The organism is Pseudomonas sp. TH21, assembly GCF_016651025.1.
Classification (GTDB): Bacteria; Pseudomonadota; Gammaproteobacteria; order Pseudomonadales; family Pseudomonadaceae; genus Aquipseudomonas; species Aquipseudomonas aylmerensis.
Window position 1 is genome coordinate 5,112,572 of the sequence record NZ_JAEKEQ010000001.1, and the last position, 23,410, is coordinate 5,135,981.

General features: G+C 59.0%; 24 protein-coding genes, 4 tRNA genes and 1 riboswitch. Of the genes, 8 read left to right on the forward strand and 20 right to left on the reverse strand.

Features of this window, described 5'->3' with window-relative positions:
- Positions 1 to 29 precede the first annotated feature (29 nt).
- The 9 genes from JFU04_RS30705 to JFU04_RS22565 all read right to left on the reverse strand — a co-directional run bounded on the left by JFU04_RS30705 (position 30) and on the right by JFU04_RS22565 (position 7,397).
- Positions 30 to 707 carry a hypothetical protein gene (locus JFU04_RS30705; protein WP_201145736.1) on the reverse strand — a complete coding sequence of 226 codons (678 nt, stop codon included), beginning with the start codon at positions 705 to 707 and terminating at the stop codon, positions 30 to 32.
- Between the two features lies 1 nt (position 708).
- Positions 709 to 1,083: a hypothetical protein gene (locus tag JFU04_RS30710; RefSeq protein WP_201145737.1), complete on the reverse strand. Its 375-nt coding sequence runs from the start codon at positions 1,081 to 1,083 to the stop codon at positions 709 to 711.
- 176 nt (positions 1,084 to 1,259) lie between these two features.
- Positions 1,260 to 2,570, reverse strand: coding sequence for a flagellar hook protein FlgE (gene flgE / locus JFU04_RS22535; protein WP_106802851.1), 1,311 nt, complete (start codon positions 2,568 to 2,570; stop codon positions 1,260 to 1,262).
- A gap of 31 nt (positions 2,571 to 2,601) precedes the next feature.
- Entirely contained in the window at positions 2,602 to 3,327 is a 726-nt protein-coding gene (gene flgD / locus JFU04_RS22540; protein WP_065909244.1) for a flagellar hook assembly protein FlgD, read from the reverse strand.
- A gap of 15 nt (positions 3,328 to 3,342) precedes the next feature.
- Entirely contained in the window at positions 3,343 to 3,786 is a 444-nt protein-coding gene (gene flgC / locus JFU04_RS22545) for a flagellar basal body rod protein FlgC (RefSeq protein ID WP_015885456.1), read from the reverse strand.
- A gap of 3 nt (positions 3,787 to 3,789) precedes the next feature.
- Positions 3,790 to 4,197, reverse strand: coding sequence for a flagellar basal body rod protein FlgB (gene flgB / locus JFU04_RS22550; RefSeq protein WP_003214246.1), 408 nt, complete (start codon positions 4,195 to 4,197; stop codon positions 3,790 to 3,792).
- Between the two features lie 274 nt (positions 4,198 to 4,471).
- Positions 4,472 to 5,374: a hypothetical protein gene (locus JFU04_RS22555; RefSeq protein WP_201145738.1), complete on the reverse strand. Its 903-nt coding sequence runs from the start codon at positions 5,372 to 5,374 to the stop codon at positions 4,472 to 4,474.
- Positions 5,375 to 5,594: 220 nt separating this feature from the next.
- Positions 5,595 to 6,422: a protein-glutamate O-methyltransferase CheR gene (cheR, locus tag JFU04_RS22560; RefSeq protein ID WP_016979774.1), complete on the reverse strand. Its 828-nt coding sequence runs from the start codon at positions 6,420 to 6,422 to the stop codon at positions 5,595 to 5,597.
- Between the two features lie 42 nt (positions 6,423 to 6,464).
- Positions 6,465 to 7,397, reverse strand: a complete 933-nt coding sequence (locus JFU04_RS22565) for a chemotaxis protein CheV (RefSeq protein ID WP_106802849.1) — start codon at positions 7,395 to 7,397, stop codon at positions 6,465 to 6,467.
- Positions 7,398 to 7,490: 93 nt separating this feature from the next.
- Here JFU04_RS22565 and flgA point away from each other — a divergent pair, with 93 nt between their 5' ends.
- The 4 genes from flgA to JFU04_RS22585 all read left to right on the forward strand — a co-directional run bounded on the left by flgA (position 7,491) and on the right by JFU04_RS22585 (position 10,084).
- Positions 7,491 to 8,255 carry a flagellar basal body P-ring formation chaperone FlgA gene (flgA, locus tag JFU04_RS22570; protein ID WP_065909238.1) on the forward strand — a complete coding sequence of 255 codons (765 nt, stop codon included), beginning with the start codon at positions 7,491 to 7,493 and terminating at the stop codon, positions 8,253 to 8,255.
- Positions 8,256 to 8,395: 140 nt separating this feature from the next.
- Complete coding sequence (flgM, locus tag JFU04_RS22575) at positions 8,396 to 8,719, forward strand: flagellar biosynthesis anti-sigma factor FlgM (protein ID WP_201145739.1); 324 nt, start codon at positions 8,396 to 8,398, stop codon at positions 8,717 to 8,719.
- Between the two features lie 48 nt (positions 8,720 to 8,767).
- The gene (locus tag JFU04_RS22580; RefSeq protein WP_065909236.1) at positions 8,768 to 9,238 is read left to right on the forward strand and encodes a flagella synthesis protein FlgN; all 471 of its coding nucleotides are present in this window, start codon (positions 8,768 to 8,770) and stop codon (positions 9,236 to 9,238) included.
- A 96-nt stretch (positions 9,239 to 9,334) separates the two neighbouring features.
- On the forward strand, positions 9,335 to 10,084 hold the full coding sequence (locus JFU04_RS22585; protein WP_106802848.1) for a flagellar brake protein: 750 nt from the start codon (positions 9,335 to 9,337) through the stop codon (positions 10,082 to 10,084).
- 57 nt (positions 10,085 to 10,141) lie between these two features.
- On the opposite strand, the gene JFU04_RS22590 is transcribed toward JFU04_RS22585, so the two are convergent.
- Both JFU04_RS22590 and JFU04_RS22595 read right to left on the reverse strand, forming a co-directional pair.
- Positions 10,142 to 11,527 carry an MFS transporter gene (locus tag JFU04_RS22590; protein WP_201145740.1) on the reverse strand — a complete coding sequence of 462 codons (1,386 nt, stop codon included), beginning with the start codon at positions 11,525 to 11,527 and terminating at the stop codon, positions 10,142 to 10,144.
- Positions 11,528 to 11,814: 287 nt separating this feature from the next.
- Positions 11,815 to 11,891 (reverse strand) — tRNA-Arg (locus JFU04_RS22595).
- Between the two features lie 326 nt (positions 11,892 to 12,217).
- Here JFU04_RS22595 and JFU04_RS22600 point away from each other — a divergent pair.
- The 3 genes from JFU04_RS22600 to JFU04_RS22610 all read left to right on the forward strand — a co-directional run bounded on the left by JFU04_RS22600 (position 12,218) and on the right by JFU04_RS22610 (position 13,356).
- On the forward strand, positions 12,218 to 12,445 hold the full coding sequence (locus JFU04_RS22600; protein ID WP_065909230.1) for a hypothetical protein: 228 nt from the start codon (positions 12,218 to 12,220) through the stop codon (positions 12,443 to 12,445).
- An 11-nt stretch (positions 12,446 to 12,456) separates the two neighbouring features.
- Positions 12,457 to 12,636 carry a PA3371 family protein gene (locus JFU04_RS22605; RefSeq protein ID WP_106802844.1) on the forward strand — a complete coding sequence of 60 codons (180 nt, stop codon included), beginning with the start codon at positions 12,457 to 12,459 and terminating at the stop codon, positions 12,634 to 12,636.
- Positions 12,637 to 13,029: 393 nt separating this feature from the next.
- The gene (locus JFU04_RS22610; RefSeq protein ID WP_003175643.1) at positions 13,030 to 13,356 is read left to right on the forward strand and encodes an Arc family DNA-binding protein; all 327 of its coding nucleotides are present in this window, start codon (positions 13,030 to 13,032) and stop codon (positions 13,354 to 13,356) included.
- Between the two features lie 153 nt (positions 13,357 to 13,509).
- Here JFU04_RS22610 and mgtE read toward each other — a convergent pair whose 3' ends face one another.
- From mgtE to ltaE, 8 genes are all read right to left on the reverse strand, one after another.
- Positions 13,510 to 14,952 carry a magnesium transporter gene (gene mgtE / locus JFU04_RS22615; protein WP_106802843.1) on the reverse strand — a complete coding sequence of 481 codons (1,443 nt, stop codon included), beginning with the start codon at positions 14,950 to 14,952 and terminating at the stop codon, positions 13,510 to 13,512.
- A 339-nt stretch (positions 14,953 to 15,291) separates the two neighbouring features.
- A tRNA-Arg gene (locus tag JFU04_RS22620) sits at positions 15,292 to 15,368 on the reverse strand.
- A gap of 72 nt (positions 15,369 to 15,440) precedes the next feature.
- Positions 15,441 to 15,517: transfer RNA gene (locus JFU04_RS22625), tRNA-Arg, on the reverse strand.
- Positions 15,518 to 15,625: 108 nt separating this feature from the next.
- A tRNA-Ser gene (locus tag JFU04_RS22630) sits at positions 15,626 to 15,716 on the reverse strand.
- A gap of 62 nt (positions 15,717 to 15,778) precedes the next feature.
- Complete coding sequence (gene csrA / locus JFU04_RS22635; protein WP_003175645.1) at positions 15,779 to 15,967, reverse strand: carbon storage regulator CsrA; 189 nt, start codon at positions 15,965 to 15,967, stop codon at positions 15,779 to 15,781.
- 174 nt (positions 15,968 to 16,141) lie between these two features.
- Positions 16,142 to 17,383: an aspartate kinase gene (locus JFU04_RS22640; RefSeq protein WP_065909223.1), complete on the reverse strand. Its 1,242-nt coding sequence runs from the start codon at positions 17,381 to 17,383 to the stop codon at positions 16,142 to 16,144.
- A 95-nt stretch (positions 17,384 to 17,478) separates the two neighbouring features.
- On the reverse strand, positions 17,479 to 20,097 hold the full coding sequence (alaS, locus tag JFU04_RS22645; protein ID WP_201145741.1) for an alanine--tRNA ligase: 2,619 nt from the start codon (positions 20,095 to 20,097) through the stop codon (positions 17,479 to 17,481).
- Positions 20,098 to 20,243: 146 nt separating this feature from the next.
- Positions 20,244 to 21,248 (reverse strand): low-specificity L-threonine aldolase, encoded by a 1,005-nt coding sequence (gene ltaE / locus JFU04_RS22650; protein ID WP_201145742.1) that lies wholly within the window; start codon positions 21,246 to 21,248, stop codon positions 20,244 to 20,246.
- A 191-nt stretch (positions 21,249 to 21,439) separates the two neighbouring features.
- Positions 21,440 to 21,609: riboswitch (FMN riboswitch) on the forward strand.
- 113 nt (positions 21,610 to 21,722) lie between these two features.
- Here ltaE and JFU04_RS22655 point away from each other — a divergent pair.
- Positions 21,723 to 22,232 (forward strand): 6,7-dimethyl-8-ribityllumazine synthase, encoded by a 510-nt coding sequence (locus JFU04_RS22655; RefSeq protein WP_003233516.1) that lies wholly within the window; start codon positions 21,723 to 21,725, stop codon positions 22,230 to 22,232.
- Between the two features lie 162 nt (positions 22,233 to 22,394).
- Here the strand turns inward: JFU04_RS22655 and astE are convergent, their stop codons facing one another.
- Positions 22,395 to 23,399, reverse strand: coding sequence for a succinylglutamate desuccinylase (gene astE / locus JFU04_RS22660; RefSeq protein WP_065909218.1), 1,005 nt, complete (start codon positions 23,397 to 23,399; stop codon positions 22,395 to 22,397).
- Between the last annotated feature and the right edge of the window lie 11 nt (positions 23,400 to 23,410).

Genomic DNA, 23,410 nt, shown 5'->3' on the forward strand with positions numbered 1-23,410 from the left:
CTTTTGCCCGGTAAAAACCCCGTACGAGACTAGATCAACACGGTAGCTATACCCGATGCAGGCACGCCGCCCCGCTGCCCCCACAACTCAATGCGACCGTTAATCACCGCCATCGAATGACCGTTGTACTCCACTGTCCCGACTTTGCTGTTTCTCAAGTCGGCATCGGTCGCCGGCCTGTAAAGTCCCTTCAATCCCAAGCGGTCCAAGCCTTCCCGAGAGTACTCCCCATCGTTGAGGCTCTTCATGGCAGCCATGAAACTGCCCCCTGCCGTGCCGTCGTTGTTTTCCATCTGGGCCCGCTTGGCACTCGCGGCAAACATGAAGTTGGCAGACGTTATCATCGAAGGATCATCGCCCTCGAATCGGGCCTCCTTTGCCGCCAACTTGAATTCTTCCTTGGAAAAATGAACCTTGTATCCATCGCGCATCGTCACGTCATAGCCATCGCCCGCCTCTTTTACCTCCTTGAATACATCTGTAGGCTCCTTGCCATACCGCATCATGGCGGCCTTAATTGCGGAAACCGTCACACAATTGCCGTCAGGCCCTTGCTTGAAACCCGTCCAGATATTGCCCTGTTCTTTTCCAGTTCCCGGCTTTTGCCCGGGGTTACTGTTATCAGGCTTGTAGTTGAAATAATTCTGCCCTTTTGTGTAAGGCCGATTGCCCATTTGCTCGGCAGGACCAAACCCCGCAGGGTCCACTCTACCGCCGCCCCTCCCCCCCTCCGCCACCTCCCGGCGGTGGCGTGTTCGGTGGTGGGACATCATCCGCATCGGGAAACCACTCCTTCAGCAGCCGCTTGAGAAGCTCAAGGTACTTGCTATCGGATTCTTCGATGAGCTTCTTGAGGATCTCCTTGAATTTTTCATCACCCAAATTCTCACGCAGTTCACTCAATTTGTTGCGCAAGTCCTGGACCGACTGGGTTTTGCCGTCTTTCTCGGCGTCGAACAACTGTTGGAGGAACGACTTGACCGTCGATGCGTGATCCACAGGTTTAACGGGCGGCGAATCACCTCGCGCAACTCCAGCCACAGAGGCGGTACGCCGCGCCCCCGATACTCCTGAACTTCCCATCTTCGGCACTCCCACTGATTGGTGAGCCGACAAGGCTCTTGACCATCAGTGGCAAGACAGAAATGGAGTGTTCCTTCCCCAGAAATTCAACGCGTAACCTGTAGTGTCATGGGTTATTTTCCTACGCCCACAAAAAAGCCCCTCTTACGAGGGGCTTCTTGTCGAGCGCTTTTGCATCAGGTCATCTGAATGATGGTCTGCATGATGGTGCTCTGGGTGGAGATGGTCTTGGCGTTCGCCTGGTAGTTGCTCTGGGCCTTGATCAGGTCCACCAGCTCGTTGGTCAGGTTGACGTTGGAGTTCTCCAGCGAGTTGGCCACGATCGAACCCAAGGTCCCGGCTTGCGGGCTGTCATAACCCGGCTGGCCCGAGGCGAAGGTCTCTCTCCAGGTGGTGCCGCCGGAGGGCTGCAGGCCCTGTTCGTTGTTGAAGCTGGCCAGGGAGATCTGGCCGATAGCCTTGCTCTGCTGGTTGCTGAACGTGGCGAACAGTACACCGCTGCCGTCGATTTTCAGGCCGGTGATCTGGCCGGTGGCGTAGCCATCGGTGACCGGCGGGTTGCGGTAGCTGGCGGAGTTGTACTGGGTGATGTTACCCATGTTGACGGCAATACCGCCGGTGTTGGCAGCAGCACCGTTGTCCTTCCAAACGCCATCGACCAGGCCGCCCGGCTTCCAGTCGTCAATGGTCATGGTAGTGTCCTTGACGTTGGCGCCGACAATTTTTTCGAGCTTGCCAGAGGTATCAAAGGTCAGCGTAGACGGCACTGGGGCAACGGCACCGCTACCGCTGATCGGCGTGCCATCCGGGTTACGGCCGTCAATCAGCGTGTAGGACTGCCAGACGTTGCCATCGGTTTTAACCATGTACTGCACCATCGAGTGGGCGTTGCCCTGGGTATCGTAGAGCGTGGTGGAGTACTGGGTGTTGAAGCTGTCGGTCTTGGTCGGATCGAACGGGTGGTCCGTCTGATTGATCGGCAGGTCCGAAGAATTCAGGTTACTGGTGGAGTCCACTTTGGTGGACGCCTTCGGCGGCAGGTTCGCCAGGTTCAGTTGCAGGTCGACCAGGCCACCCTTGACGATTTTGCCATCGGCGTCCGCTGCGTAGCCTTGCAGGCGCGAAGTACCGGTGTTGTTAGTGATGTAGCCATCTTTGTCGGCACGGAACGCACCGCTGCGAGTGTATTCCAGCGAGCCGTCGCTGCCCTTCTGCACGAAGAAGCCGCCACCCTGGATCGCCATGTCCAGGATACCGCCGCTGTTGTTGACGTCACCCTGGGTGAACTGCTGCGACACAGCCGCCAGGTTCACACCATTGCCGATGCTGTTCTGGCCGGTGCCCAGTTTGGAGGCGGCGTAGATGTCCGCGAATTCCGCACGGGACGACTTGAAGCCAGTGGTCGCGACGTTGGCGATGTTGTTGCCGGTCACGTCCAGTTGTTTGTTGGCCGCATAGAGGCCGCTAAGGCCGATATTAAAAGACATGTTTCTCTCCCTCTGCCGTATTTAGCCGGCTCTATGTACCGATAGTCTGAATTTGCGACAGCTTGACGCTGCCCATGCCACCTGCAAGGTTCAACAGCATTTCGCCGCCGGTCTTGCTCAACGTCACGCTGGTCACCGTCGCGGGCAGCGAGGTCGCCAGGGCTACCGAGTCGCCCTTGTCATTTTTGGTGGTGGCCGCGAAGGTGTAGGTACCTGCGGGGGCCACTTCACCTTTGTCGTTCTTGCCGTCCCAGATGAAGTCGGAGTTACCCGCGCTCTGGGCGCCCATGTCGATGGTGCGCACCACGTTGCCATCTTTGTCAGTGATCTTGATGGAGACGTTACCCACCGCAGAGGTCACCGCGACCGAACCGGTCATGCTCTTGCTTGTGTCCACCAGGGCCTTGTCGGTCTGGGTGATGATCGAGCGCCCGACCAGCGACGATGCCTGCAGCGCTTGCGAGGAGCTGAAGTTGCTCGAGATCGCATTCACCGAGTCGTTCAGGGTGTTGATGCCTTCCAGGCTGCTGAACTGCGCCAGCTGGGCCACGAACGCGCCGTTGTCCTGGGGCGACAGCGGGTTCTGGTTTTTCAGCTGGGTCACCAGCAGTTGCAGGAATGCGTCCTTGCCCAGCGACTGGTTGCCCGTCGCCGCCTTGGAGGCGTCACCGACGCTGCTGTTATCTGTGGCGGTCTTGACCTTGGAGTTGAAAAGGTCCTGGACTGCCGTGTTGTTTGTCGTATCAACGATGGCCATTAGTGGCGCCCCTTATCACTGACCCAGGGTCAGGACCTTCTGCATCATGGTTTTGGCGGTGTTCATCATTTCCGCGTTGGTCTGGAACGAGCGGCTGGCGGAGATCATGTCTGCCATTTCCTCGACCACATTGACGTTCGGGTAGTAGACGTAGCCTTTTTCGTTCGCCGCCGGGTGATTCGGCTCGTAGCGGGCCTCCAGGTTGCTCTGGTCTTCCACCACACCGAGCACCTGCACGCCGGAACCTGCAGCGCCCTGGTCCTGGAACAGCGAATCGCTGCCGCCGCTCTGGCCGCCCTGGAACATGGTGGCGAACACCGGGTGACGGGCGCGGTAGGTCTGGTCAATGCTCGACGACACGGTCTCGGCGTTGGCGATGTTACTGGCGACGGTGTTCAAACGCGTGGTCTGCGCGCTCATGCCACTGCCGGCAATATTGAAAACACTGGACAGGGACATGGCTTACTCTCCACGCAGGGCTGACATCAGCCCTTTGAATTTACTGTTGAGCAGGGTGAAGCTGGCCTGGAAGTTCACCGAGTTCTCGGCGTAGGCCGATTGCTCCAGCTGGGCGTCGACGGTGTTCTGGTCGATCGATGGCTGCATCGGCGTGCGATACAGCAGCGACTCGTCACCATTGCCCAGGCCTTGCGCTTCGATATGACGGCTGTTGGTCATGTTCAAGGCGAAGGTGCCGTTCTTGGTCTTGTCCTGCTGTGCCGCGAGCACGGCGGAGAAGTCCAGGTCCCGAGCCTTGTAGTTCGGGGTGTCGGCGTTGGCAATGTTGTTGGCCAGGACTTCGGCACGCTGGGCGCGGAAGCCCAGGGCTTGTTCGTGGATACCGAGCGCTTTATCGAAGCTGATGCTCATGGCGGAAACCTTTAGGCTGACCTGCTGTTCGTTAACAGGGTTATAGCAAGGCTCATGCCAATAATTGAAAGCCCCTTAAATCAAGGGTTTAGAGGAAGGTTGCCGGTGGCAACAGCGCAAAAGCGGCAATGGATTTCCGCGAAGCGTCAGGAAAGCGGCAATGAGCATTGCCGTTTTTGCAGGGCCGAACAGCCGGGCGGTCAAAAAGCCGCCCGTGCACTGCGTGTCTGCGAGGCTTGGAGATACCCCGCGCGCGCAATGCGGCAAGCAGTGATCAAGTCAAAACCAGTACATTGTCCGACCACTGGTTGCCGTTGGTGTCTGTGATTTTTCCGTGTGTAACAAGATTCCCCCTTTTTCCCCAGCGCTCTTCGACGCCCGCAATCACGGCCATCGAATGCCCCGTACCTGCTCCCCCAACATCTTTTTCTATAATGCCCACGCTGCCATTTCTCAATTCCTCAACGGTTCCTTTCCTGTAAAGCCCCTTGAAGCCCAGTCGGTCGAAAAGATCCTTGGTATATTCGCCGTTTTTCAGAGACGCCAGGGCTTTGGTGAAGTTTCCTTTCGAGCCTTCGTGATTATCGTACTCAGCCTGCTTGGCAGCGACTGCATACGCAAAGGCCGCGTTATCGCGCGCAATAGGGTCACTGCCGTCAATCCCCGCGTCCTTCCTAACCTGCATATACTCCTCGTGGGTAAACTCCACGACCTTCCCATCGCGTTTGGTAACGCGATACCTGTCGCCGAGATCTTCCACCTTCGAAAAGAGGTCGGTTGGTTTCGAACCATAACGCGCGCTCAATGCCTTAATGCCTGAGATAGTGGCGCAGTTGCCATTTTGGCTCTGAAAAAACCCTCCAAAAATATCCTTTGCCTTGTTCCAGATTCCTCCGCGCGCTTTACCAGTGAGGATAGCCGCGGGCGCGTCAGCAATTGAAGAGGATATGCCGTTAGACAAATAGGCCCCGTAGCTATAGGGCTGCTGAGATGAACCATAGTCGCTTGGGGAAAAATTGATGACTGGCGGCCTGGCGTCCTGAACGCCAAACACAGGCCCCGAACCAGTTTGTTGTGTTGCTGAACGCGCTACACGCGCAGCGGAAGGCTGTTGTTGAACAGCAGGATCAAAACCAGACCGTGCCGCAACGCGAGACTCCACCCAAATATTGTCCATAGACCTTCCCTCTACTATGAGCCGAAGAGGAATATTCAATCCCACTCGCACACCTGAAGTTTTGGAGGCGTACGCACTTCACCCCCTTCCACAGGTTCGTGGAAAATGGCGAAACATGAGTTCCGGAAGGCTTACGCTCACCCGGGTATTCAGACTTGGCGCACAAAAAAAGAGAGCCCTTTGCGGGGCTCCCTTTTTTGTCGAAGCACACTTCAAACCGTCACTTGGCCTGGTAGATGATCCCAGGACTGCACTGCACCATCTGGTAATGATCGGGCAGGCCGTTCAGCGCTTCGGATGCGCCGAGGAACAGATAGCCACCGCGCTTGAGCGTGCCGTGGATGCGCAACAGGATGTCTTTCTTCACTTCGGCCGAGAAGTAGATCAGCACGTTGCGGCAGAACACCATGTCGAACTTGCCCAGGCTGGCGTAGCTGTCGAGCAGGTTGAACGAGCGAAACTCCACGCGGCTCTTGATCGGCGCCTTGACCGCCCAACGCCCGGCCCCTTTCGGGTCGAAGTAACGTTGCAGGCGCTCCTGGGACAAGCCACGGCCCAGGGCCAGGCTGTCGTACTCGCCGGTCTTGCAGTTGGTGAGCATGGTGCCGGACAGATCAGTGGCGACAATTTGCGCACCAGCCTTGAGCTGGCCCATGTTTGTCCGCTCGAACTCATCGATGGACATCGAGATCGAGTACGGTTCCTGCCCCGAGGAGCAGGCCGCCGACCAGATGCGCAGGCGCTGGCCCGGGCTGGCCTTGATGGCTTCCGGCAGCACCTTGCTCTTGAGCACTTCAAACGGATAGGTGTCGCGAAACCACAAGGTTTCGTTGGTGGTCATGGCATCGACCACCATTTCCTTGAGCCCGCTGCGCGGCTGGCCCTGGATGCGCTGGACCAACTCGCCCAGCGACTTGATGCCCTGCTGTTCCATCAGTTTGTTGAGACGGCTGGATACCAGGTACTGCTTGTTCTCACCGAGCAATATGCCACAGGCTTTTTCCAGGAAGACCCGGAACTGTTCGAAATCCAAATTACCCGTAGACAATGATACCGCCTCTTAAATCGTGTGACCGCCAGGGGACATCCCCTAGCCGTGATCTGCTGCCTTGATCCGGTCGACTACCCGGGCTGCCAGGTCATCAGGGCGGAATTTGGCCAGGAAGTCATCGGCACCGACCTTCTTGACCATCGCCTGATTGAATACACCCGACAACGAAGTATGCAGGATGATATGCAATTTTTGCATGCGTGGGTCATTGCGTATCTCGGCCGTGAGGGTGTAGCCGTCCATTTCCGGCATCTCGATGTCAGAGATCATCATCAAGAATTCTTCTTCCGGCTTCTTGCCTTCGTCCACCAGCTTGCGCAGGTAATCCAGCGCCTGGCGACCATCATTGAGCGCCACCACTTCCACACCGACGGTCTGCAGGCAACGGGTCACCTGCTTGCGCGCCACCGAGGAGTCGTCCACCGTCAGCACACGCAAGGAAATCGCCTTGTGTGCCGTCTCGGCGTCCACCACGCCCACGGAAATCGATTCCGAGGTCGGCGCCACTTCGGCGAGGATCTTCTCCACGTCGATGATTTCCACCAACTGGTTATCGACCCGCGTCACCGCCGTGAGGTAGTGATCGCGGCCGGTGCCCTTGGGCGGCGGATGGATCTCTTCCCAGTTCATATTGACGATGCGCTCCACCGAGCGCACCAGGAAACCCTGGGTCTTGGTGTTGTACTCGGTAATGATCACGAACGGATTCTCGCGGTCCTGCAGGGCCGGCGAACCGGTGGCCAGCGCCAGGTCGAGAATCGGGATGGTCGCGCCGCGGATGTTGGCGACGCCGCACACCACGGGACTGGACTTGGGCATGATCGTCAGCTTGGGGCACTGCAACACTTCCCGCACCTTGAACACGTTGATGCCATACAACTGTTTGCCATCCAGGCGAAAAAGCAACAACTCCAGGCGATTCTGCCCTACCAGCTGTGTCCGCTGGTTTACTGAATCCATTACTCCTGCCATGCCTTTACTCCTACGCTAAAACCTTTGGCCTGTTCCCTAAAGGGCAGACGCGCACCCAACACTAAACGGCACGGGCTTTGCAATTTACAGATCATGGATATTAAAACGACAGTTTCCCGACGCCCCGGCTTCCCACGGTACTGCAGATTGCTCTGCGTCTCGATGGCATTGCTCGCCTTGAGCCTGGGAACCACGGCCCGCGCCGATAACGTCACCTTGCCTGATCTACTTATCGGCGTCACTCAGGGCTTTCTTGAGTTCACTGTAGAAGATTATCTGGCGACCACCCAGACACCCGGGCGTTATGAAATCCAGGTCAGCCAGCTCGATCCGCGCCTGCGCATGCCAATGTGCGACAAGGAATTGACAGCCACCCTGGAAAGTCCCGCCCAGCCCATCGGCCGCGTGACGGTGAAAGTTCGCTGCGAAGGCGCCTCGCCCTGGACCGTGTTCGTGCCGGCGCAGGTCAAACTGTTCCGCGATGTGGTGGTGGTGGCCCGCCCGCTGAAGCGCACCGGCATCATCGGTTTCGAGGACGTTGTCCTGCGCGAACGCGACATCAGCATGATCAATCAAGGCTACCTGACCTCCCTCGACCAGGCCGTCGGACAGAAATTGACCCGACCAGTGGTCACCGACCAGGTCATTACCCTGGTGCACCTGGAGCAGGCGGAGGTGATCCGCAAGGGCGACCAGGTGGTGATTTCCGCCAGCAGCGGCGCGCTGCAGGTAAAGATGCCAGGCGAGGCGCTGTCCAATGGCGGCATGAGCGAGCAGATCCGGGTGAAGAACCTCAACTCGAACCGGGTGATCAAGGCGCGGGTGACGGCACCCGGCCAAGTGGAGGTGGCTTTATAGACCGCTGGTATCGGACGCCGGCTTTTCCTACACTGTGGGTTGGGTGCCGGCCTGTGCAGTTTATTGTCAATTGCGCCTAAAGTTTGTCCGGGTATGGCCGAAAACATGGCAAGCGTCCAAATACCCAGAGGTTTTTTATCATGGTCATCGATTTCAGTCGTTTGAATAACACCCCGGCAACGTCAGGCCCTACGCGTACCACCGGTACCAAGGACAGCGTAGAAGCCAAGGCCCAGCCACTGCCCGCGAAGGCAGAACAGGCGAGCGCCAGCCAGAGCGGGGAATCCGTACACCTGAGCAATGAGGCTCAACAGTTGCAGAAGGTCACTGACTCGCTGCGCGATCAACCGGTAGTCAATAAAGCCCGTGTGGCCGAATTGAAACAGGCAATCGCCGATGGCAGCTATAAAGTCGACAGCAACCGTGTAGCCAGCAAGCTGCTTAATTTCGAAGCCGAGCGCTAGGCACAGGCCTGCGCCGGGCTTTTGGACGCTTAAACCCCAAGGCCAGCCATGCATCACGACGAACATTTGCTTCAACTGATCATTGATGATCTAGCGCCGACGCAACACTTGCTCGAGCTGCTGAAAGAAGAATCCCTGGCACTCTTCGGCCGGGACATGCCCTTGCTGGAAGAAATTCTGGCGCGCAAACAATCGCTGATTGTCCTGCTGGAACAGCACGGCAAAAAACGCAGCGAAATCCTCATCAGCCTCGGCCTGCCGGCAGACCATGATGGCCTGGCACAATTGGCCAGCCACTCCTCGGTCGGCGATCAATTGCTGGCCCAGAGCAAAGAACTCAATCAATTGCTCGCCCAGTGCCAGGAAGCCAACCTGCTCAACGGTCAGTCGATCCAGCTTCAGCAAGCTACGACCGCCAACCAGTTGCGTATACTTCACGGCGGTGAGCCTCCGGCGCTTTACAACGCCCAGGGATCCACCTCGCGCCTGGTCAAGCCAAGCACCCGCAGCCAAGCCTGATGCCCGTTTACCGCGCGGCCTATCCAAGTCGCGCCACATACTGGCAAAATGCCTGCTCTTGCGTGTAGTCGTATTTTGTCTGGAGATGGAAGAACCGTGTTCAACGCCCTTAATGCGGAAGATGCCCCGCAGCCACCCAAGGTCCTCACCACGCCTCTGGAAATCGCCGGCACCTTGCGGATGCTGCAAGAAAGCCATGACCCGCTGATCATCACCTTCCACGAACGCAGCCAACGCTTCCAGAGTTACCTGGTGGATGTCGACCGCGAGGGCGGCACCCTGGCCCTGGATGAAATGATCCCGCGTGACGGCGAACGCCACCTTGAAAACGGTGAGCCGTTCCGCATCGAAGGCTTCCACGACGGCGTGCGCGTTGCGTGGGAAAGCAACGGCGCCATGAGCATCAGCGAAAAGGACGGCCACCGCATCTACACCGGCAGCTTGCCCGACGAGGTGGTTTACCATCAGCGTCGCAACGCTTTCCGGGCCGCCTTGAAGCTGGCCCAACTGGTCAACATCGAACTGGGCGGCGAGAAACTCAAGGCGCCGATCAGTGGCAAATTGCTGGATATTTCCGCCACCGGCTGCAAACTGCGCTTTGAAGGCGATATTTCCGAGCGCCTGCAACTGGGCCAGGTCTACGACCGCTTCATCGCCGCCCTGCCCTTTGGCAGCATGACCACCTCGGTCGAGCTGCGTTACCTGCACTTCGAAGAGAAGATCAACACCACCTTCGCCGGCGTGCGTTTTCACAACATGAGTGGCTTGGTGCAGCGCCAGGTCGAGCGTTTCGTCTACCAACTGCAACGCGAAGCACGCCGCTTCGACAAAGACGACGACTTTTAAAGCTTGGCGTCATAAAAAAACGGGCAGATCCTGATGGGATCTGCCCGTTTTTTGTTTTCAGGGGCGTGCCCTGCTCAAATCATGGGGATGCTCGTCCGGGTCGAGCGGATCGACTGGTGCCTCGACCACCGGCTCATCAGCGGGAGCCTCGGGCTCGATTTCAGGCTCTGGTTCAGGTACGGATACCTGCATCTGCTCCTGCACCACTTGCTCATCCACCCGCGGATCAAGGGCAGCCACCAATGGCGAGCTGGACATGCTGTCGGGCATCGCCACGTGGTGCAAGGGTGCGTCGTCCACCTGGTGCAGGTTGGTCACGGCTTTTGGCCGGATACGCCATACCAGGATCAGCGCACACAAGCTGAAAAACGCGTACAGCATGTGGCTGCCGAACATCTTCATCACCACACCCGCCAGCAGCGGCCCGACACTGGCGCCGACGCCGTAGGTCACCAGCAACATGGCGGTGAGCGACACGCGACGATCGCCTTCCACATGGTCATTGGAGAACGCAACAGCCAGCGGGTACAGGCAGAACTGCACCAGGGAACACACGAAGCCTGCCACGAACAGCACTTCCAGCGGCACCTGGGTCATTACCGCCAAGGGCAACGCCGCCACCGCCAGGCACAACGCAAAGCAACGGATCAACAGCGCGCGGTCGTAGCGGTCCGACAGCCAACCCAGCGGCCACTGCACCACCAGGCCGGCAAAAATGCAGCTACCCATGAACAGGCCCACCTGCTCTGTCGTCAGCCCTTGCTGAGAGGCATAGAGCGGCGCCAGGCCGTAGAACGAACCGACGATCAACCCGGCGCCGAGCACGGTACTCAGCGACTGCGGCACGCGCTTGATAAAGAAGCGCGGCTCCATCGGCGCCGGATGCAGGGGCGCCGGGTGAATGCGGCGAGTCATGGCCACCGGCACCAGGCACAAGGCAAAACACAGCGCGACCAGCATCAGCAACTCGAGGCCGAGCTGGGGGTGCATGACCAGGATCAGTTGACCGAGGACCAGCCCCAGGTAGGACGCAATCATATAGCCGCTGAACACCACGCCACGCTGCTTGGCGTCCGCCTGCTCGTTGAGCCAGCTCTCGATGACCATGTACTGGCACATCATCCCCAGGCCCACGATCGTACGCAGCACGATCCAGGCCGGCAGCCAATCGATCAGGCCATGGCCCAGCACCGCCGCCCCGACGATCCCGGCACAGGTGGCATAGGCACGGATATGCCCGACCCGGCCGATCAGGCGATGCCCGATCTTGCCGCCCAGCACCAGGCCAAAGTAGTTGGCTGCCATCAACGCACCCACCCACAGGCTGTCGACATGGTCGGCCGCCAGGCGCAGGGCCAGGTAAGTACTGAGCAGGCCGGAGCCGATCAGCATCATCAAGGAGGCGAAATAAAGGGCTCGAAAAGATTTCCAGATCTGGCGCATCGGCGTTCCGAGCGGCTCCTTGCGGTAAGAGACAGGGCTATCGGCATGATAGTCCGGGGTTGCAGGTTCCGGACAGGCGAAAGGCGCTGTTTCCGGGGATTATTTTGCTTCACGGTTCAGACGCTGCCGGAGGGTATGCAAGGTACAGCGTTGCGAAAAATAGCCGGCGGCACCTGCTGTGAACCTCGATCGGCGGCAAGGTTCGACTCAAGTGTGAAAAGCCCCGGCGCGCACAAAAAAGCCCCGCCAGCAGGTGCTGTACGGGGCTTGTTTGTGAACTGCGAATCTGGTGTCCCAGGGCCGGTTCGAACGGCCAACCTTCCCCTTAGGAGGGGGATGCTCTATCCAATTGAGCTACTGGGACCAATGACATCCATCAGGCCAGGGGCGCTGCGACGGACGGCGTGCATGTTAACGGCCGAGGTAGGTTTTGTCATGTCGTCCGTTGGCTTTTTGAATGTAGGCCAATCCTTGCCTGACGCAATGCAGTTTCGGCCCGTAAACACGGGCACTTGGGCGCCATCGTGCAAAATGCACTCCCTCAAAATGCCAGCATTGCAAATTGCAACCTTTCAGCGTTTTAAAGTAGACTCAAGCCATTGATTTTATTGAAATAATAGATTGGCACGAGACCTGCAATACTTCTCCTACAAACCCCTTCAGCCACGGCGTTAAGCGGAGAACATGACCATGAACAGTGCCCTTCTGTTAGCCCTCAACACCGTAGCCCTGGCTGCACTGGTGATGTTTCATTTCCAATCGACCGGCAGCAACGACCCGGCCCAGATCAGCCAGGCGGTGCCACACCATCTGCAGCAACGTCCGCAATTGGCGGTCATGACACCCAACGCGCAATCGCCAGTGCGCCTGACCCAAGGCACCCAAGCGGCGCCTGCCTCCGAACACTGGGTTTTCTGAGGAAACAACTGATGACCAAATCTGCCTGGCTGTTCCTGTGCTTGACCGTCGCCACTGGCATCCTGGGTCTGGGTGCCGAGTCCCAGGACGGGCAAACCACCGCCTTTGTTGCGGCTGGCATCTGCGCAAGCCTGCTGCTGCTGACGCTCATCGTCGGCCGCAAAATCAAGTTTGACCCGGTTCTACGCTGACCCCCTCTCGCATCACCCCCCGCCTACCTTATGTCGCCTCGTCCTAGTAAATCGGCAAATTGCCACTAGTCTTAAAGATAAGGGCAAAAGGCCACTTTGCTATACGATGTGCGGCCTTAAACCCTGTGGTGGCCTGGACTTACGGGAAGTTCCCTGGCGGGATCACTCGTGCAGAAGTTTTCCAACCAGTCCGCAAAAATGCAAATGAGTGCTGGCATAAAGCCTTTAGGCAGTTCAATATTTGTCACAGAATTGACGCCAAGGAAATGTCAAATCTGAGGCATGATGCGGCCTCTTTGCAATTAGGGTTGAACTTTGGTCGTGAGTCTTGTCTTAACACTCATCTTGCGGCCAATTCCAAAAACCGCTCCCCTGAACTAACCGGTTAAATATATGCGCCCATTGAAACAGGCAATTTATTCCAGCCGTACGGCTGACAAGTTCGTCGTACGTCTGCCAGACGGAATGCGGGAACGCATTGCCGAGGTGGCTCGCAATCATCACCGCAGCATGAACTCCGAAATCATCGCGCGCCTGGAACAGAGCCTCATTCAGGAAGGTGCGTTGGGCGACGAGTTGAGCATGCGCCTGGACAGCCCCGAGCTGTCGCTGCACGAACGCGAACTGCTGCAGCGTTTTCGTCAGCTCTCCCACCGCCAGCAAAATGCTCTCGTCTCGCTTATCGCGCACGACGTTGAGGCGGCCGCAGAAGCCAATTAAGTTACAAATGAAAGCCGAAGCCAGCCATGTGCTGGCTTTTTTTTGCCTGGAATTTGTGCAGGAGCCCGCTTGGTGGCGATTCAGGCGATGCGGCCCGTGAAGGCAATCGCTGGCAAGCCAGCTCCTACAGGGGAGCCGGCGTGCCTTGGAGGATCAGAGCAGGAAGATTGTTGCCAGGCCCAGGAAGATGAAGAAGCCACCACTGTCAGTCATGGCGGTAATCATCACGCTGGCACCCATCGCAGGGTCGCGCCCCAGGCGCGCCAGGGTCATGGGGATCAACACCCCCATCAACGCAGCCAGCAGCAGGTTGAGAGTCATGGCAGCAGTCATCACCACGCCCAGTGACCAACTGCCATACAGCAAGTAAGCGACAATACCGATCACGCCGCCCCACACCACGCCGTTGATCAGCGCCACGGCCAGCTCCTTGCGCATCAGCCGCGAGGTGTTACCGGTATTGACCTGGTCGAGCGCCATGGCGCGTACGATCATGGTGATGGTCTGGTTGCCGGAGTTGCCACCAATCCCCGCCACGATCGGCATCAATGCCGCCAAGGCCACCAGCTTCTCGATAGAGCCCTCAAACAGCCCGATCACCCGCGACGCGATGAAGGCAGTGATCAGGTTGACGGCCAGCCAGGCCCAGCGGTTGCGCAACGAACGCCAGACTGACGCAAAAATATCTTCCTCTTCACGCAGACCCGCCATGTTGAGGACTTCGGTTTCGCTCTCTTCACGAATCAGGTCGACCATTTCATCGATGGTCAGACGGCCGATCAGCTTGCCGTTCTTGTCGACCACTGGAGCGGAGATCAAGTCATAACGCTCGAACGCCTGCGCGGCGTCATAGGCGTCTTCGTCCGGGTGAAAACTCACCGGGTCGCTGGCCATCACATCGGCAACTTTCTTCTCGGGGTCGTTGACCAGCAGGCGCTTGATCGGCAACACGCCCTTGAGAATGCCTTCGTAGTCGACCACAAACAATTTGTCGGTATGGCCGGGCAACTCTTTCAAACGGCGCAGGTAGCGCAGGACGACCTCCAGGCTGACGTCTTCGCGGATGGTGACCATCTCGAAGTCCATCAGGGCGCCGACCTGATCCTCGTCATAGGACAACGCGGAGCGCACACGCTCACGCTGCTGGCCATCGAGGGCTTCCATCAGCTCATGGACAACATCACGGGGCAGCTCAGGGGCCAGGTCGGCCAACTCATCAGCGTCCATCTCCTTGGCCGCAGCCAGGAGCTCGTGATCGTCCATGTCGGCGATCAGGGTTTCACGGACCGAGTCGGAGACTTCAAGCAGGATGTCGCCGTCGCGGTCGGCCTTGACCAACTGCCAGAGGGTCAGTCGATCATCCAGTGGCAAGGCTTCGAGAATATAGGCGACGTCGGCGGAGTGCAGGTCATCGAGCTTGCGTTGCAGCTCGACGAGGTTTTGCCGGTGGACCAGGTTTTCAACGCGGTCGCGGTTAGGGCCATCCTGGCGGTGCGTGAGTTCTTCGACCACACGCTGGCGCTGCAGCAGCTCGATGACTTGAGCCAGGCGATCCTGCAGGCTTTCTTGAGTTTTCTTTACTTCTACTTCGGTCATAGGCGAACTCCACTCCCAGCAGCGGGGCACGCCGGAAGGATCAATCAGTCAATTCATGATTGGTAAAACGGGGTACTGAGTAACTACTGGGTAAGTCCATGGAGGTATTCCACAAGCCCCGGCGGGGCTGACGGGCGCAATGATACACCGTGCGCTTGCTTTTAACGTTAAAAAACTGGAAAGAACAAGCGCTTGCGAGCCAAAGCTGAGCATTGGCCGCATCTATGAACTGCGACGACGCAGCCCGGAAGGAAAACACAGGAAGCAGCAGAAAAAGATAAAATCCGACACAAATCCCAGACGGCAAAAAGCCCGCACTAGGCGGGCTTTTTGTTTGTATGGTGCACTCGACAGGATTCGAACCTGTGACCGCTCGGTTCGTAGCCGAGTACTCTATCCAGCTGAGCTACGAGTGCAGATTGTGTTTTTAGACCAGATCACAACTGGTTGAAGCCGAGCTACCTGCATTGCTGCAACTAACTCTTAAATGGTGCACTCGACAGGATTCGAACCTGTGACCGCTCGGTTCGTAGCCGAGTACTCTATCCAGCTGAGCTACGAGTGCATTTGTTGCCGCGCATTATAGGCCGTTCAATCTCTATGTAAAGCTATTTTTTCGTTTAGTTTCAACAACTTAGCGAAAAAACCAGATTGCAACGTACTAAGCAAATAATGGCGGAGAACGGGGGATTCGAACCCCCGACACCCTTTTGAGGTGTACTCCCTTAGCAGGGGAGCGCCTTCGGCCACTCGGCCAGCTCTCCGCAACACGGGGCGTATATTAACCACGTTCATCCCCGTTTGCAAACATAAAAAACGATAAAAATTAAAGGCTTGGTTCTTCGTCCTTCTCTTTCTTGATCCGCAGGTAAATTTCCTCGCGGTGTACCGCTACCTCTTTCGGAGCGTTAACCCCGATACGCACTTGATTGCCTTTGACGCCGAGCACGGTCACGGTGATTTCGCCATCACCGATAATCAGGCTTTCTGCGCACCGACGAGTCAGAATCAGCATACCTTTCTCCTCACGCATTTCAGTTCAGGAACAACAGTCTGCAAAAAAAAGGCGTTCGACCTACGACCTGACAGTCATAGCCCTAACGACCTAAGTATTGTCGAGCGCACACAAAAGACCATGCGCCCTACAAAAAAATGAAAGGCGCGGTAACCGCGCCTTCCTGGCATTGCATCACTCGCCCTGTCGGGCCGGAGCATCCAGCTCAAAAGCGGTGTGCAGCGCGCGTACAGCCAGTTCCAGGTACTTCTCTTCGATCACCACCGAGACTTTGATTTCCGAGGTGGAGATCATCTGGATGTTGATGCTTTCCTTGGCCAGGGCCTCGAACATGCGGCTGGCAACGCCGGCATGGGAACGCATGCCCACGCCCACGATCGACACCTTGGCAATCTTGGTATCGCCAACCACTTCGCGAGCGCCAATCTCTTTGGCCGTGTTCTGCAGGATCCGCTCCGCCGCATCGTACTCGTTGCGGTGCACGGTGAACGTGAAATCGGTGGTGTTATCGTGCGAAACGTTCTGCACGATCATGTCGACTTCAATGTTCGCGCCGCTGATAGGGCCCAGGATCTTGAATGCCACGCCCGGGGTGTCTGGCACGCCACGGATCGTCAGCTTGGCTTCATCGCGGTTGAAAGCGATGCCGGAAATGATCGGCTGTTCCATGGATTCCTCTTCATCAATAGTAATGAGGGTGCCCGGACCCTCTTTGAAGCTGTGCAATACGCGCAGCGGAACGTTGTACTTGCCGGCGAATTCCACCGCACGGATCTGCAGCACCTTGGAACCGAGGCTGGCCATTTCCAGCATCTCTTCGAAGGTGATCTTGTCCAGGCGCTGGGCCACGGACACCACACGCGGGTCGGTGGTATAGACGCCATCCACATCGGTGTAGATCTGGCACTCATCGGCCTTCAGGGCCGCTGCCAGCGCCACGCCGGTGGTGTCCGAACCGCCACGCCCGAGGGTGGTGATGTTGCCCTGCTCGTCCACACCCTGGAAGCCCGCTACAACTACCACGCGGCCGGCTTTCAGATCACTGCGGATTTTCTGATCGTCAATCTGCAGGATGCGCGCCTTGGTGTGCGCGCTGTCGGTGAGGATGCGCACCTGGCTGCCCGTGTAGGACACCGCTGGCACGCCACGCTTGTTCAGCGCCATGGCCAACAGGGCAATGGTCACCTGCTCGCCGGTGGACACGATCACATCCAGCTCACGCGGCAGCGGTTGCTGGTCGCCGCTGATTGCCTTGGCCAGATCGATCAGGCGATTGGTCTCGCCGCTCATGGCCGACAGCACCACCACCAGGTCATCGCCGGCGTCGCGGAATTTCTTAACCTTGTCGGCCACCTGCTCGATTCTTTCGACAGAGCCGACCGAGGTGCCTCCAAATTTCTGTACGATCAAAGCCATTTCCAAGCCGCCTCAGCCCGTAAAGGGGCGCCTATTATCCAATCCATCCGCACTGCACCCGCCCGCGACTAGACCACGGGCGGGTTAACAGCGCCTTAAATACCTGCCTCGACAAACGGCACGGTCAGGGCCAGGGCCGCGTCCAGGGCACCGGCGTCTACACCACCGCCTTGCGCCATGTCAGGACGACCACCGCCCTTCCCGCCCACTGCCGCGGCGGCTTGCTTCATCAAATCACCGGCCTTGAGTTGGCCAGTCAGGTCCTTGGTTACACCGGCAACCAGAACGACCTTATCCTCATGGACACTGCCGAGCAGGATCACTGCGCGGCCGAGCTTGTTCTTCAACTGATCGACCAGCGCCAACAGCGCCTTGCCGTCCTGACCGTCCAGGCGTGCGGCCAGCACTTTCACATCCTTGACGTCCACGGCGGCGGCCGACAGATCGTCGCCCGCGGCACTGGCGGCCTTGGCCTGCAACTGCTCCAGCTGTTTCTCCAGCGCACGGTTGCGCTCCAGCACGGCGGACAGCTTGTCGATCAGGTTGTCGCGGCTGCCCTTGACCAGGGTGGCCGCTTCCTTGAGTTGTTCTTCAGCGGCGTTGAGGTAGGCCAGGGCCGCAGCACCGGTTACCGCCTCGATGCGGCGCACGCCCGAGGCCACGCCGCCTTCGCTGATGATTTTCAGCAGGCCGATGTCGCCGGTACGGTTGGCGTGGATACCGCCACACAGTTCCACCGAGAAACTGCCGCCCATGCTCAGCACGCGCACGTTGTCGCCGTACTTCTCGCCAAACAGCGCCATGGCGCCCTTGGCCTTGGCGGTCTCGATGTCGGTTTCTTCGGTTTCCACCGGGCTGTTCTTGCGAATCTCGGCGTTGACGATGTCTTCCAGGGCCTTGATCTGCTCAGGCTTGATCGCTTCAAAGTGGCTGAAGTCGAAGCGCAGGCGCTGACTGTCGACCAGCGAACCCTTCTGCTGAACGTGCTCGCCCAATACCTGGCGCAGCGCGGCGTGCAGCAGGTGGGTCGCCGAGTGGTTCAACGAAGTCGCGTGGCGCACGTCGGCGTCCACCTGGGTCTCCACCGGCGCACCGACGGTCAGGTTGCCCGAGGCCAGCACACCGTGGTGCAGGAAGGCGCCGCCAGTCTTGGTGGTGTCACGCACGTCAAAACGGCCGTTCGCAGCGTTGAGGAAACCGCAGTCGCCAATCTGGCCACCGGATTCGGCGTAGAACGGCGTCTGGTCGAGTACGACCACGCCCTCGTCACCTTCATTCAACACGTCGACCGACTGACCTTCCTTATAAAGGGCAACCACTTTGGCCGCGCCACTGGTGGCCTTGTAGCCGGTGAATTCGGTGGCCACGTCAACCTTGACCAGGCTGTTGTAGTCCATGCCGAACGAGCTGGCGGAACGTGCACGCACACGCTGGGCTTCCATCTCGCGCTCGAAACCTGCCTCGTCGAGGGTCAGGTTGCGCTCACGGGCGATGTCGCCGGTCAGGTCCATCGGGAAACCGTAGGTGTCGTAGAGCTTGAACACCACGTCGCCCGGCACCACGGTGCCCTGCAGGTTGGCGAGGTCTTGCTCGAGGATTTTCAGGCCCTGCTCCAGGGTCTTGGCGAATTGCTCTTCTTCGGCCTTGAGCACGCGCTCGATGTGCGCCTGGTTCTGCTTGAGTTCCGGGAATGCATCGCCCATCTCGGCGACCAGGGCCGCAACGATCTGATAGAAGAAGCTGCCGCTGGCGCCCAACTTGTTGCCGTGACGGCAGGCGCGACGAATGATGCGACGCAGCACGTAGCCACGGCCTTCGTTGGACGGCAGCACGCCGTCGGCAATCAGGAAGCCGCAGGAACGGATATGGTCAGCCACCACTTTGAGCGATGCCTGCTCTTCATTGGCGCAACCGATTGCCTTGGCGGCAGCCGCCAGCAGGCTCTGGAACAGGTCGATTTCGTAGTTGGAATGAACGTGCTGCATCACCGCACTGATCCGCTCCAGGCCCATGCCGGTGTCTACCGACGGCGCTGGCAGCGGATGCAACACGCCGTCGGCGGTGCGGTTGAACTGCATGAACACGTTGTTCCATATCTCGATGTAACGGTCGCCATCTTCTTCTGGCGAGCCCGGTGGGCCACCCCAGATGTCGGCGCCGTGGTCGTAGAAGATCTCGGTGCAGGGGCCGCACGGGCCGGTATCGCCCATGGTCCAGAAGTTGTCGGAGGCGTACGGTGCGCCTTTGTTGTCGCCGATACGCACCATGCGCTCGGCCGGCACGCCGACTTCCTTGGTCCAGATGTCGTAGGCTTCGTCATCGCTGGCGTAGACGGTGACCCAGAGCTTTTCCTTCGGCAGTTTCAGCACGCCGGTGAGGAAGGTCCAGGCGAAGTTGATCGCGTCTTGCTTGAAATAATCGCCAAAGCTGAAGTTGCCGAGCATTTCGAAAAAGGTGTGGTGACGGGCGGTGTAGCCGACGTTTTCCAGGTCGTTGTGCTTACCACCGGCGCGCACGCACTTCTGGCTGCTGACGGCGCGGGTGTAGGCGCGCTTTTCCTGGCCCAGGAAGCAGTCCTTGAACTGGTTCATCCCCGCGTTAGTGAACAGCAGGGTGGGGTCATTGCCTGGGATCAAGGAGCTGGAGGCGACACGGGTGTGACCTTGCTCTTCGAAGAAGCGAAGGAAGGCTTCACGGATTTCTGCGCTTTTCATTAGGTTCTTCCACGGAGGCTGCGGCCAAAGGCCAGTGCGCAACATCATCAGACGAAGCGACGGCAAAGGGCCGCATTATATCGGCCCTTTGCCGGTGGTACAGCGTGTTTATGCGATAGAGCGGCTCAATTAGACGGTCTGCACGGTCATTTGCGTGAGAATTCGACGAATGTCTCCAGCACTTGCTCGATCTGCGCCCGGCTGACGTCCAGGTGCGTGACCATGCGCAAGCGCGGTGCGGCGCTCAATTTGATCCCGCGCTCGGCGGCAAACGCCTTCAAGGCCTGGGCGCGATCGCCGATCTGCACGTAGACCATGTTGGTCTGCACCGGCTCCACTGCGTAACCGGCGTTGCGCAACGCCTCTCCCAGCCACTCGGCATTGGCGTGGTCGTCGGCCAGGCGCGCGACCTGGTGATCCAGGGCATACAGCCCTGCCGCCGCCAGTGAGCCGGCCTGGCGCATGCCGCCGCCGACCATCTTGCGCAGGCGCCGGGCCTTGGCGATCAGCGCCGTGGAACCGCACAACACCGAGCCGATCGGCGCGCCAAGGCCCTTGGACAGGCACACCGACACCGAATCGAAATGCTGGGCGATCTCGCGCGCATCCACCCCAAGCTTGACGGCCGCGTTGTACAGGCGCGCGCCGTCCAGATGCAGCGCCAGGCCGTGTTCGCGGGTAAACGCCCGCGCTTTCGCCAGGTACGCCAGCGGCAGCACCTTGCCTTGCATGGTGTTCTCCAAGGCCAACAGCCGGGTGCGCGCGAAGTGGAAATCGTCGGGCTTGATCGCTTCCAGCACCTGGGCAAGGTCCAGCGAGCCGTCCGCCTGCACTTCCAGCGGCTGTGGCTGGATCGAACCGAGCACGGCGGCGCCACCGCCCTCGTATTTGTAGGTGTGGGCCTGCTGACCGACGATGTATTCCTCGCCGCGTTCACAGTGGGCCATCAACGCCAGCAGGTTGCTCATGGTGCCGGTGGGCACGAACAACGCGGCGGCAAACCCCAGGCGCTTGGCCAGTTCGGCTTCCAGGCGATTGACGCTGGGGTCTTCACCGTAGACGTCGTCGCCACTGACGGCATGGGCCATCGCGTCGAGCATGCCGGGGGTGGGTTGGGTCACGGTGTCGCTGCGCAGGTCGATCACAGACATGAAGCACGCCTCTCAAGGGTTGAGTAAGTTCCTTTTGTGGATGATTACTGCGGGCAAAGCCGCGGAATATCAAGCCCCATGCATCTTCAATCGAATACCAACCAAACAAACCGATATAGCTTATCGACACGGCAATCGTGCAGTTTCTGAAAAACCATGTTAAAAACTCTCCGCCGCCAGGGTTCTGGCGGCAACGTTCTCAGGGCGGGGTGCAATTCCCCACCGGCGGTAATTGCACGCAATGTGCATAGCCCGCGAGCGCTTGGCGCCTCGAACTGCTCACGCAGGACGGCGACAAGGTCAGCAGACCCGGTGTGATCCCGGGGCCGACGGTCATAGTCCGGATGAAGAGAGAACGGGATTGGCACCTGAGGGCCGAACGCTGACCGCATGCTTGCATGCCGCAGCCGTGCGTACCCTTAAATCCCATTCGATTCATAACGCCCTGTTTTTTTCTTAAACAGGAGTCAGAACATGCAACCCACCGCAATCGACAGCAAAAGCAAAAACCATCACGGCGAGCGCGTCGCGTTTATCCAGGCCTGCTGGCACAAGGATATTGTCGACCAATCGCGCAAAGGCTTCCTCGCCGAAATGATCGCCCAGGGCTACCAGGAATCGGATATCGATTTCTTCGAAGTCGGCGGCGCCTTTGAAATGCCCCTGCACGCCAAGCTGCTGGCCAAGACCGGCCGCTACGCCGGTATCGTTGCCGCTGCGCTGGTGGTGGACGGCGGCATCTACCGTCACGAGTTCGTCGCCCAGTCAGTGGTCAGCGGCCTGATGCAAGTGCAGCTGGAAACCGAAGTGCCGGTGTTCTCGGTGTCCCTGACCCCGCACCACTTCCACGCGGGCAGCGAGCACCACACGTTCTTCTACGAGCACTTCGTGCACAAGGGCCAGGAAGCTGCACGTACCTGCGCCGACACCCTGCACAAAGTACGTGCGATCCGTCGCAGCGAGCCGCGTGCCGTAGCCGTCTAAGCCACACCCCAGCCCAGCCTCAGCGCTGGGCTTGTGTAGGAGCTGGCTTGTGTGGGAGCTGGCTTGCCTGCGATAGGATCAACTCGGTCCGCCAGTTGGACCGAGTCAACCCGATCGCAGGCAAGCCAGCTCCTGCATTTGGATCCCGGCAAGCCTCGGGATTCAGGCCAGGCCCGCATCCGTGGTCGGCACAATCAATATCCCTGCCCGCAAACCATTCTTCACCTTCGGGTTGGGGAAGATGATACGCGCGCCCTCCTCCTCGATGACCCAACGAGTCTTGGCCACGTCCTCGGCCAGCAGATACCCCTTCGCCAACGGCGAAAAGTTCTCAACGTCCGCCGGCAAGTGCAGCAGGAAGGCATCGCTGTGCTTGATCACTTCGCGCGACACCGCGAACAGCTGCAGGCCGTCGAGGCTGTCGGTCTCGGGCTCATTGCCCTCGATGATCTGCTTCAGGCGTGTCTCCAGGCGGGACACGTCCACGCCCTGGTTCTGCCCGAACGGCCGCGCCTTGCCCAATTCCAGGGTGAAGGCTTCGGCGTCCAGCTGCTCGTAGGTAAATGCGGTGAAGGTGATCGAAGTCTTGTTCTGCAGCAGCACCGCCTGCATGCCGGCAGCGTTGAGGCGCGCCAGTTCGTGACGTGAATGCTGGCGCCCGTCCTTCCACGGGTACAGGGCAAACTGCTCGATCTTCGAGCCGCGAATGGCGGTGTGCAGGTCGTAATGCAGGCGCGAACGGCCGGGCTGGTTGAAGAAGCTGCGGGCCAGTTGCTCAAGCTCGGCAGCACGCATGGCTTCCGGGCCGATGTTTTGCTCATGGCGGCCGTTGAACAGCCGGTTGACGTCCAGTTCGAGGTAACGCTCACCGCGACGCATGGCCTCGGGGTTGCCGAACAGGAACAGAATACGGGTGCGGGGCTTGATCTCCCCACGGGCTATGCCATGCAACAGGCGGTCGAGCAGTTCGATCGGCGCGGTTTCGTTGCCATGGATGCCCGACGACAGCAGCAGGTCGCTGCCGTTGTCCTTCGCTTGCGGTGGACGCACTTCGAGCGCGCCCTCGCTGAGCCAGCGCATCTGCACGCCGTCGACAGTCAGTTGAATTTTTTGCGCCGGTTCACGACCGGCGAGGGTCAGTTCAAGCAGTTTGCCGAGGGCGAGCATACGCAGCTTCC

Coding starts and splice junctions, on each gene's coding strand:
- JFU04_RS30710 (WP_201145737.1), bottom strand. CDS start 1,083: ATGGGAAGTTCAGGAGTATCGGGGGCGCGGCGTACCGCCTCTGTGGCT.
- flgE (WP_106802851.1), bottom strand. CDS start 2,570: ATGTCTTTTAATATCGGCCTTAGCGGCCTCTATGCGGCCAACAAACAA.
- flgD (WP_065909244.1), bottom strand. CDS start 3,327: ATGGCCATCGTTGATACGACAAACAACACGGCAGTCCAGGACCTTTTC.
- flgC (WP_015885456.1), bottom strand. CDS start 3,786: ATGTCCCTGTCCAGTGTTTTCAATATTGCCGGCAGTGGCATGAGCGCG.
- flgB (WP_003214246.1), bottom strand. CDS start 4,197: ATGAGCATCAGCTTCGATAAAGCGCTCGGTATCCACGAACAAGCCCTG.
- JFU04_RS22555 (WP_201145738.1), bottom strand. CDS start 5,374: ATGGACAATATTTGGGTGGAGTCTCGCGTTGCGGCACGGTCTGGTTTT.
- JFU04_RS22565 (WP_106802849.1), bottom strand. CDS start 7,397: ATGGCAGGAGTAATGGATTCAGTAAACCAGCGGACACAGCTGGTAGGG.
- flgA (WP_065909238.1), top strand. CDS start 7,491: ATGGATATTAAAACGACAGTTTCCCGACGCCCCGGCTTCCCACGGTAC.
- flgM (WP_201145739.1), top strand. CDS start 8,396: ATGGTCATCGATTTCAGTCGTTTGAATAACACCCCGGCAACGTCAGGC.
- JFU04_RS22580 (WP_065909236.1), top strand. CDS start 8,768: ATGCATCACGACGAACATTTGCTTCAACTGATCATTGATGATCTAGCG.
- JFU04_RS22590 (WP_201145740.1), bottom strand. CDS start 11,527: ATGCGCCAGATCTGGAAATCTTTTCGAGCCCTTTATTTCGCCTCCTTG.
- JFU04_RS22600 (WP_065909230.1), top strand. CDS start 12,218: ATGAACAGTGCCCTTCTGTTAGCCCTCAACACCGTAGCCCTGGCTGCA.
- JFU04_RS22605 (WP_106802844.1), top strand. CDS start 12,457: ATGACCAAATCTGCCTGGCTGTTCCTGTGCTTGACCGTCGCCACTGGC.
- JFU04_RS22610 (WP_003175643.1), top strand. CDS start 13,030: ATGCGCCCATTGAAACAGGCAATTTATTCCAGCCGTACGGCTGACAAG.
- mgtE (WP_106802843.1), bottom strand. CDS start 14,952: ATGACCGAAGTAGAAGTAAAGAAAACTCAAGAAAGCCTGCAGGATCGC.
- csrA (WP_003175645.1), bottom strand. CDS start 15,967: ATGCTGATTCTGACTCGTCGGTGCGCAGAAAGCCTGATTATCGGTGAT.
- JFU04_RS22640 (WP_065909223.1), bottom strand. CDS start 17,383: ATGGCTTTGATCGTACAGAAATTTGGAGGCACCTCGGTCGGCTCTGTC.
- alaS (WP_201145741.1), bottom strand. CDS start 20,097: ATGAAAAGCGCAGAAATCCGTGAAGCCTTCCTTCGCTTCTTCGAAGAG.
- ltaE (WP_201145742.1), bottom strand. CDS start 21,248: ATGTCTGTGATCGACCTGCGCAGCGACACCGTGACCCAACCCACCCCC.
- JFU04_RS22655 (WP_003233516.1), top strand. CDS start 21,723: ATGCAACCCACCGCAATCGACAGCAAAAGCAAAAACCATCACGGCGAG.
- astE (WP_065909218.1), bottom strand. CDS start 23,399: ATGCTCGCCCTCGGCAAACTGCTTGAACTGACCCTCGCCGGTCGTGAA.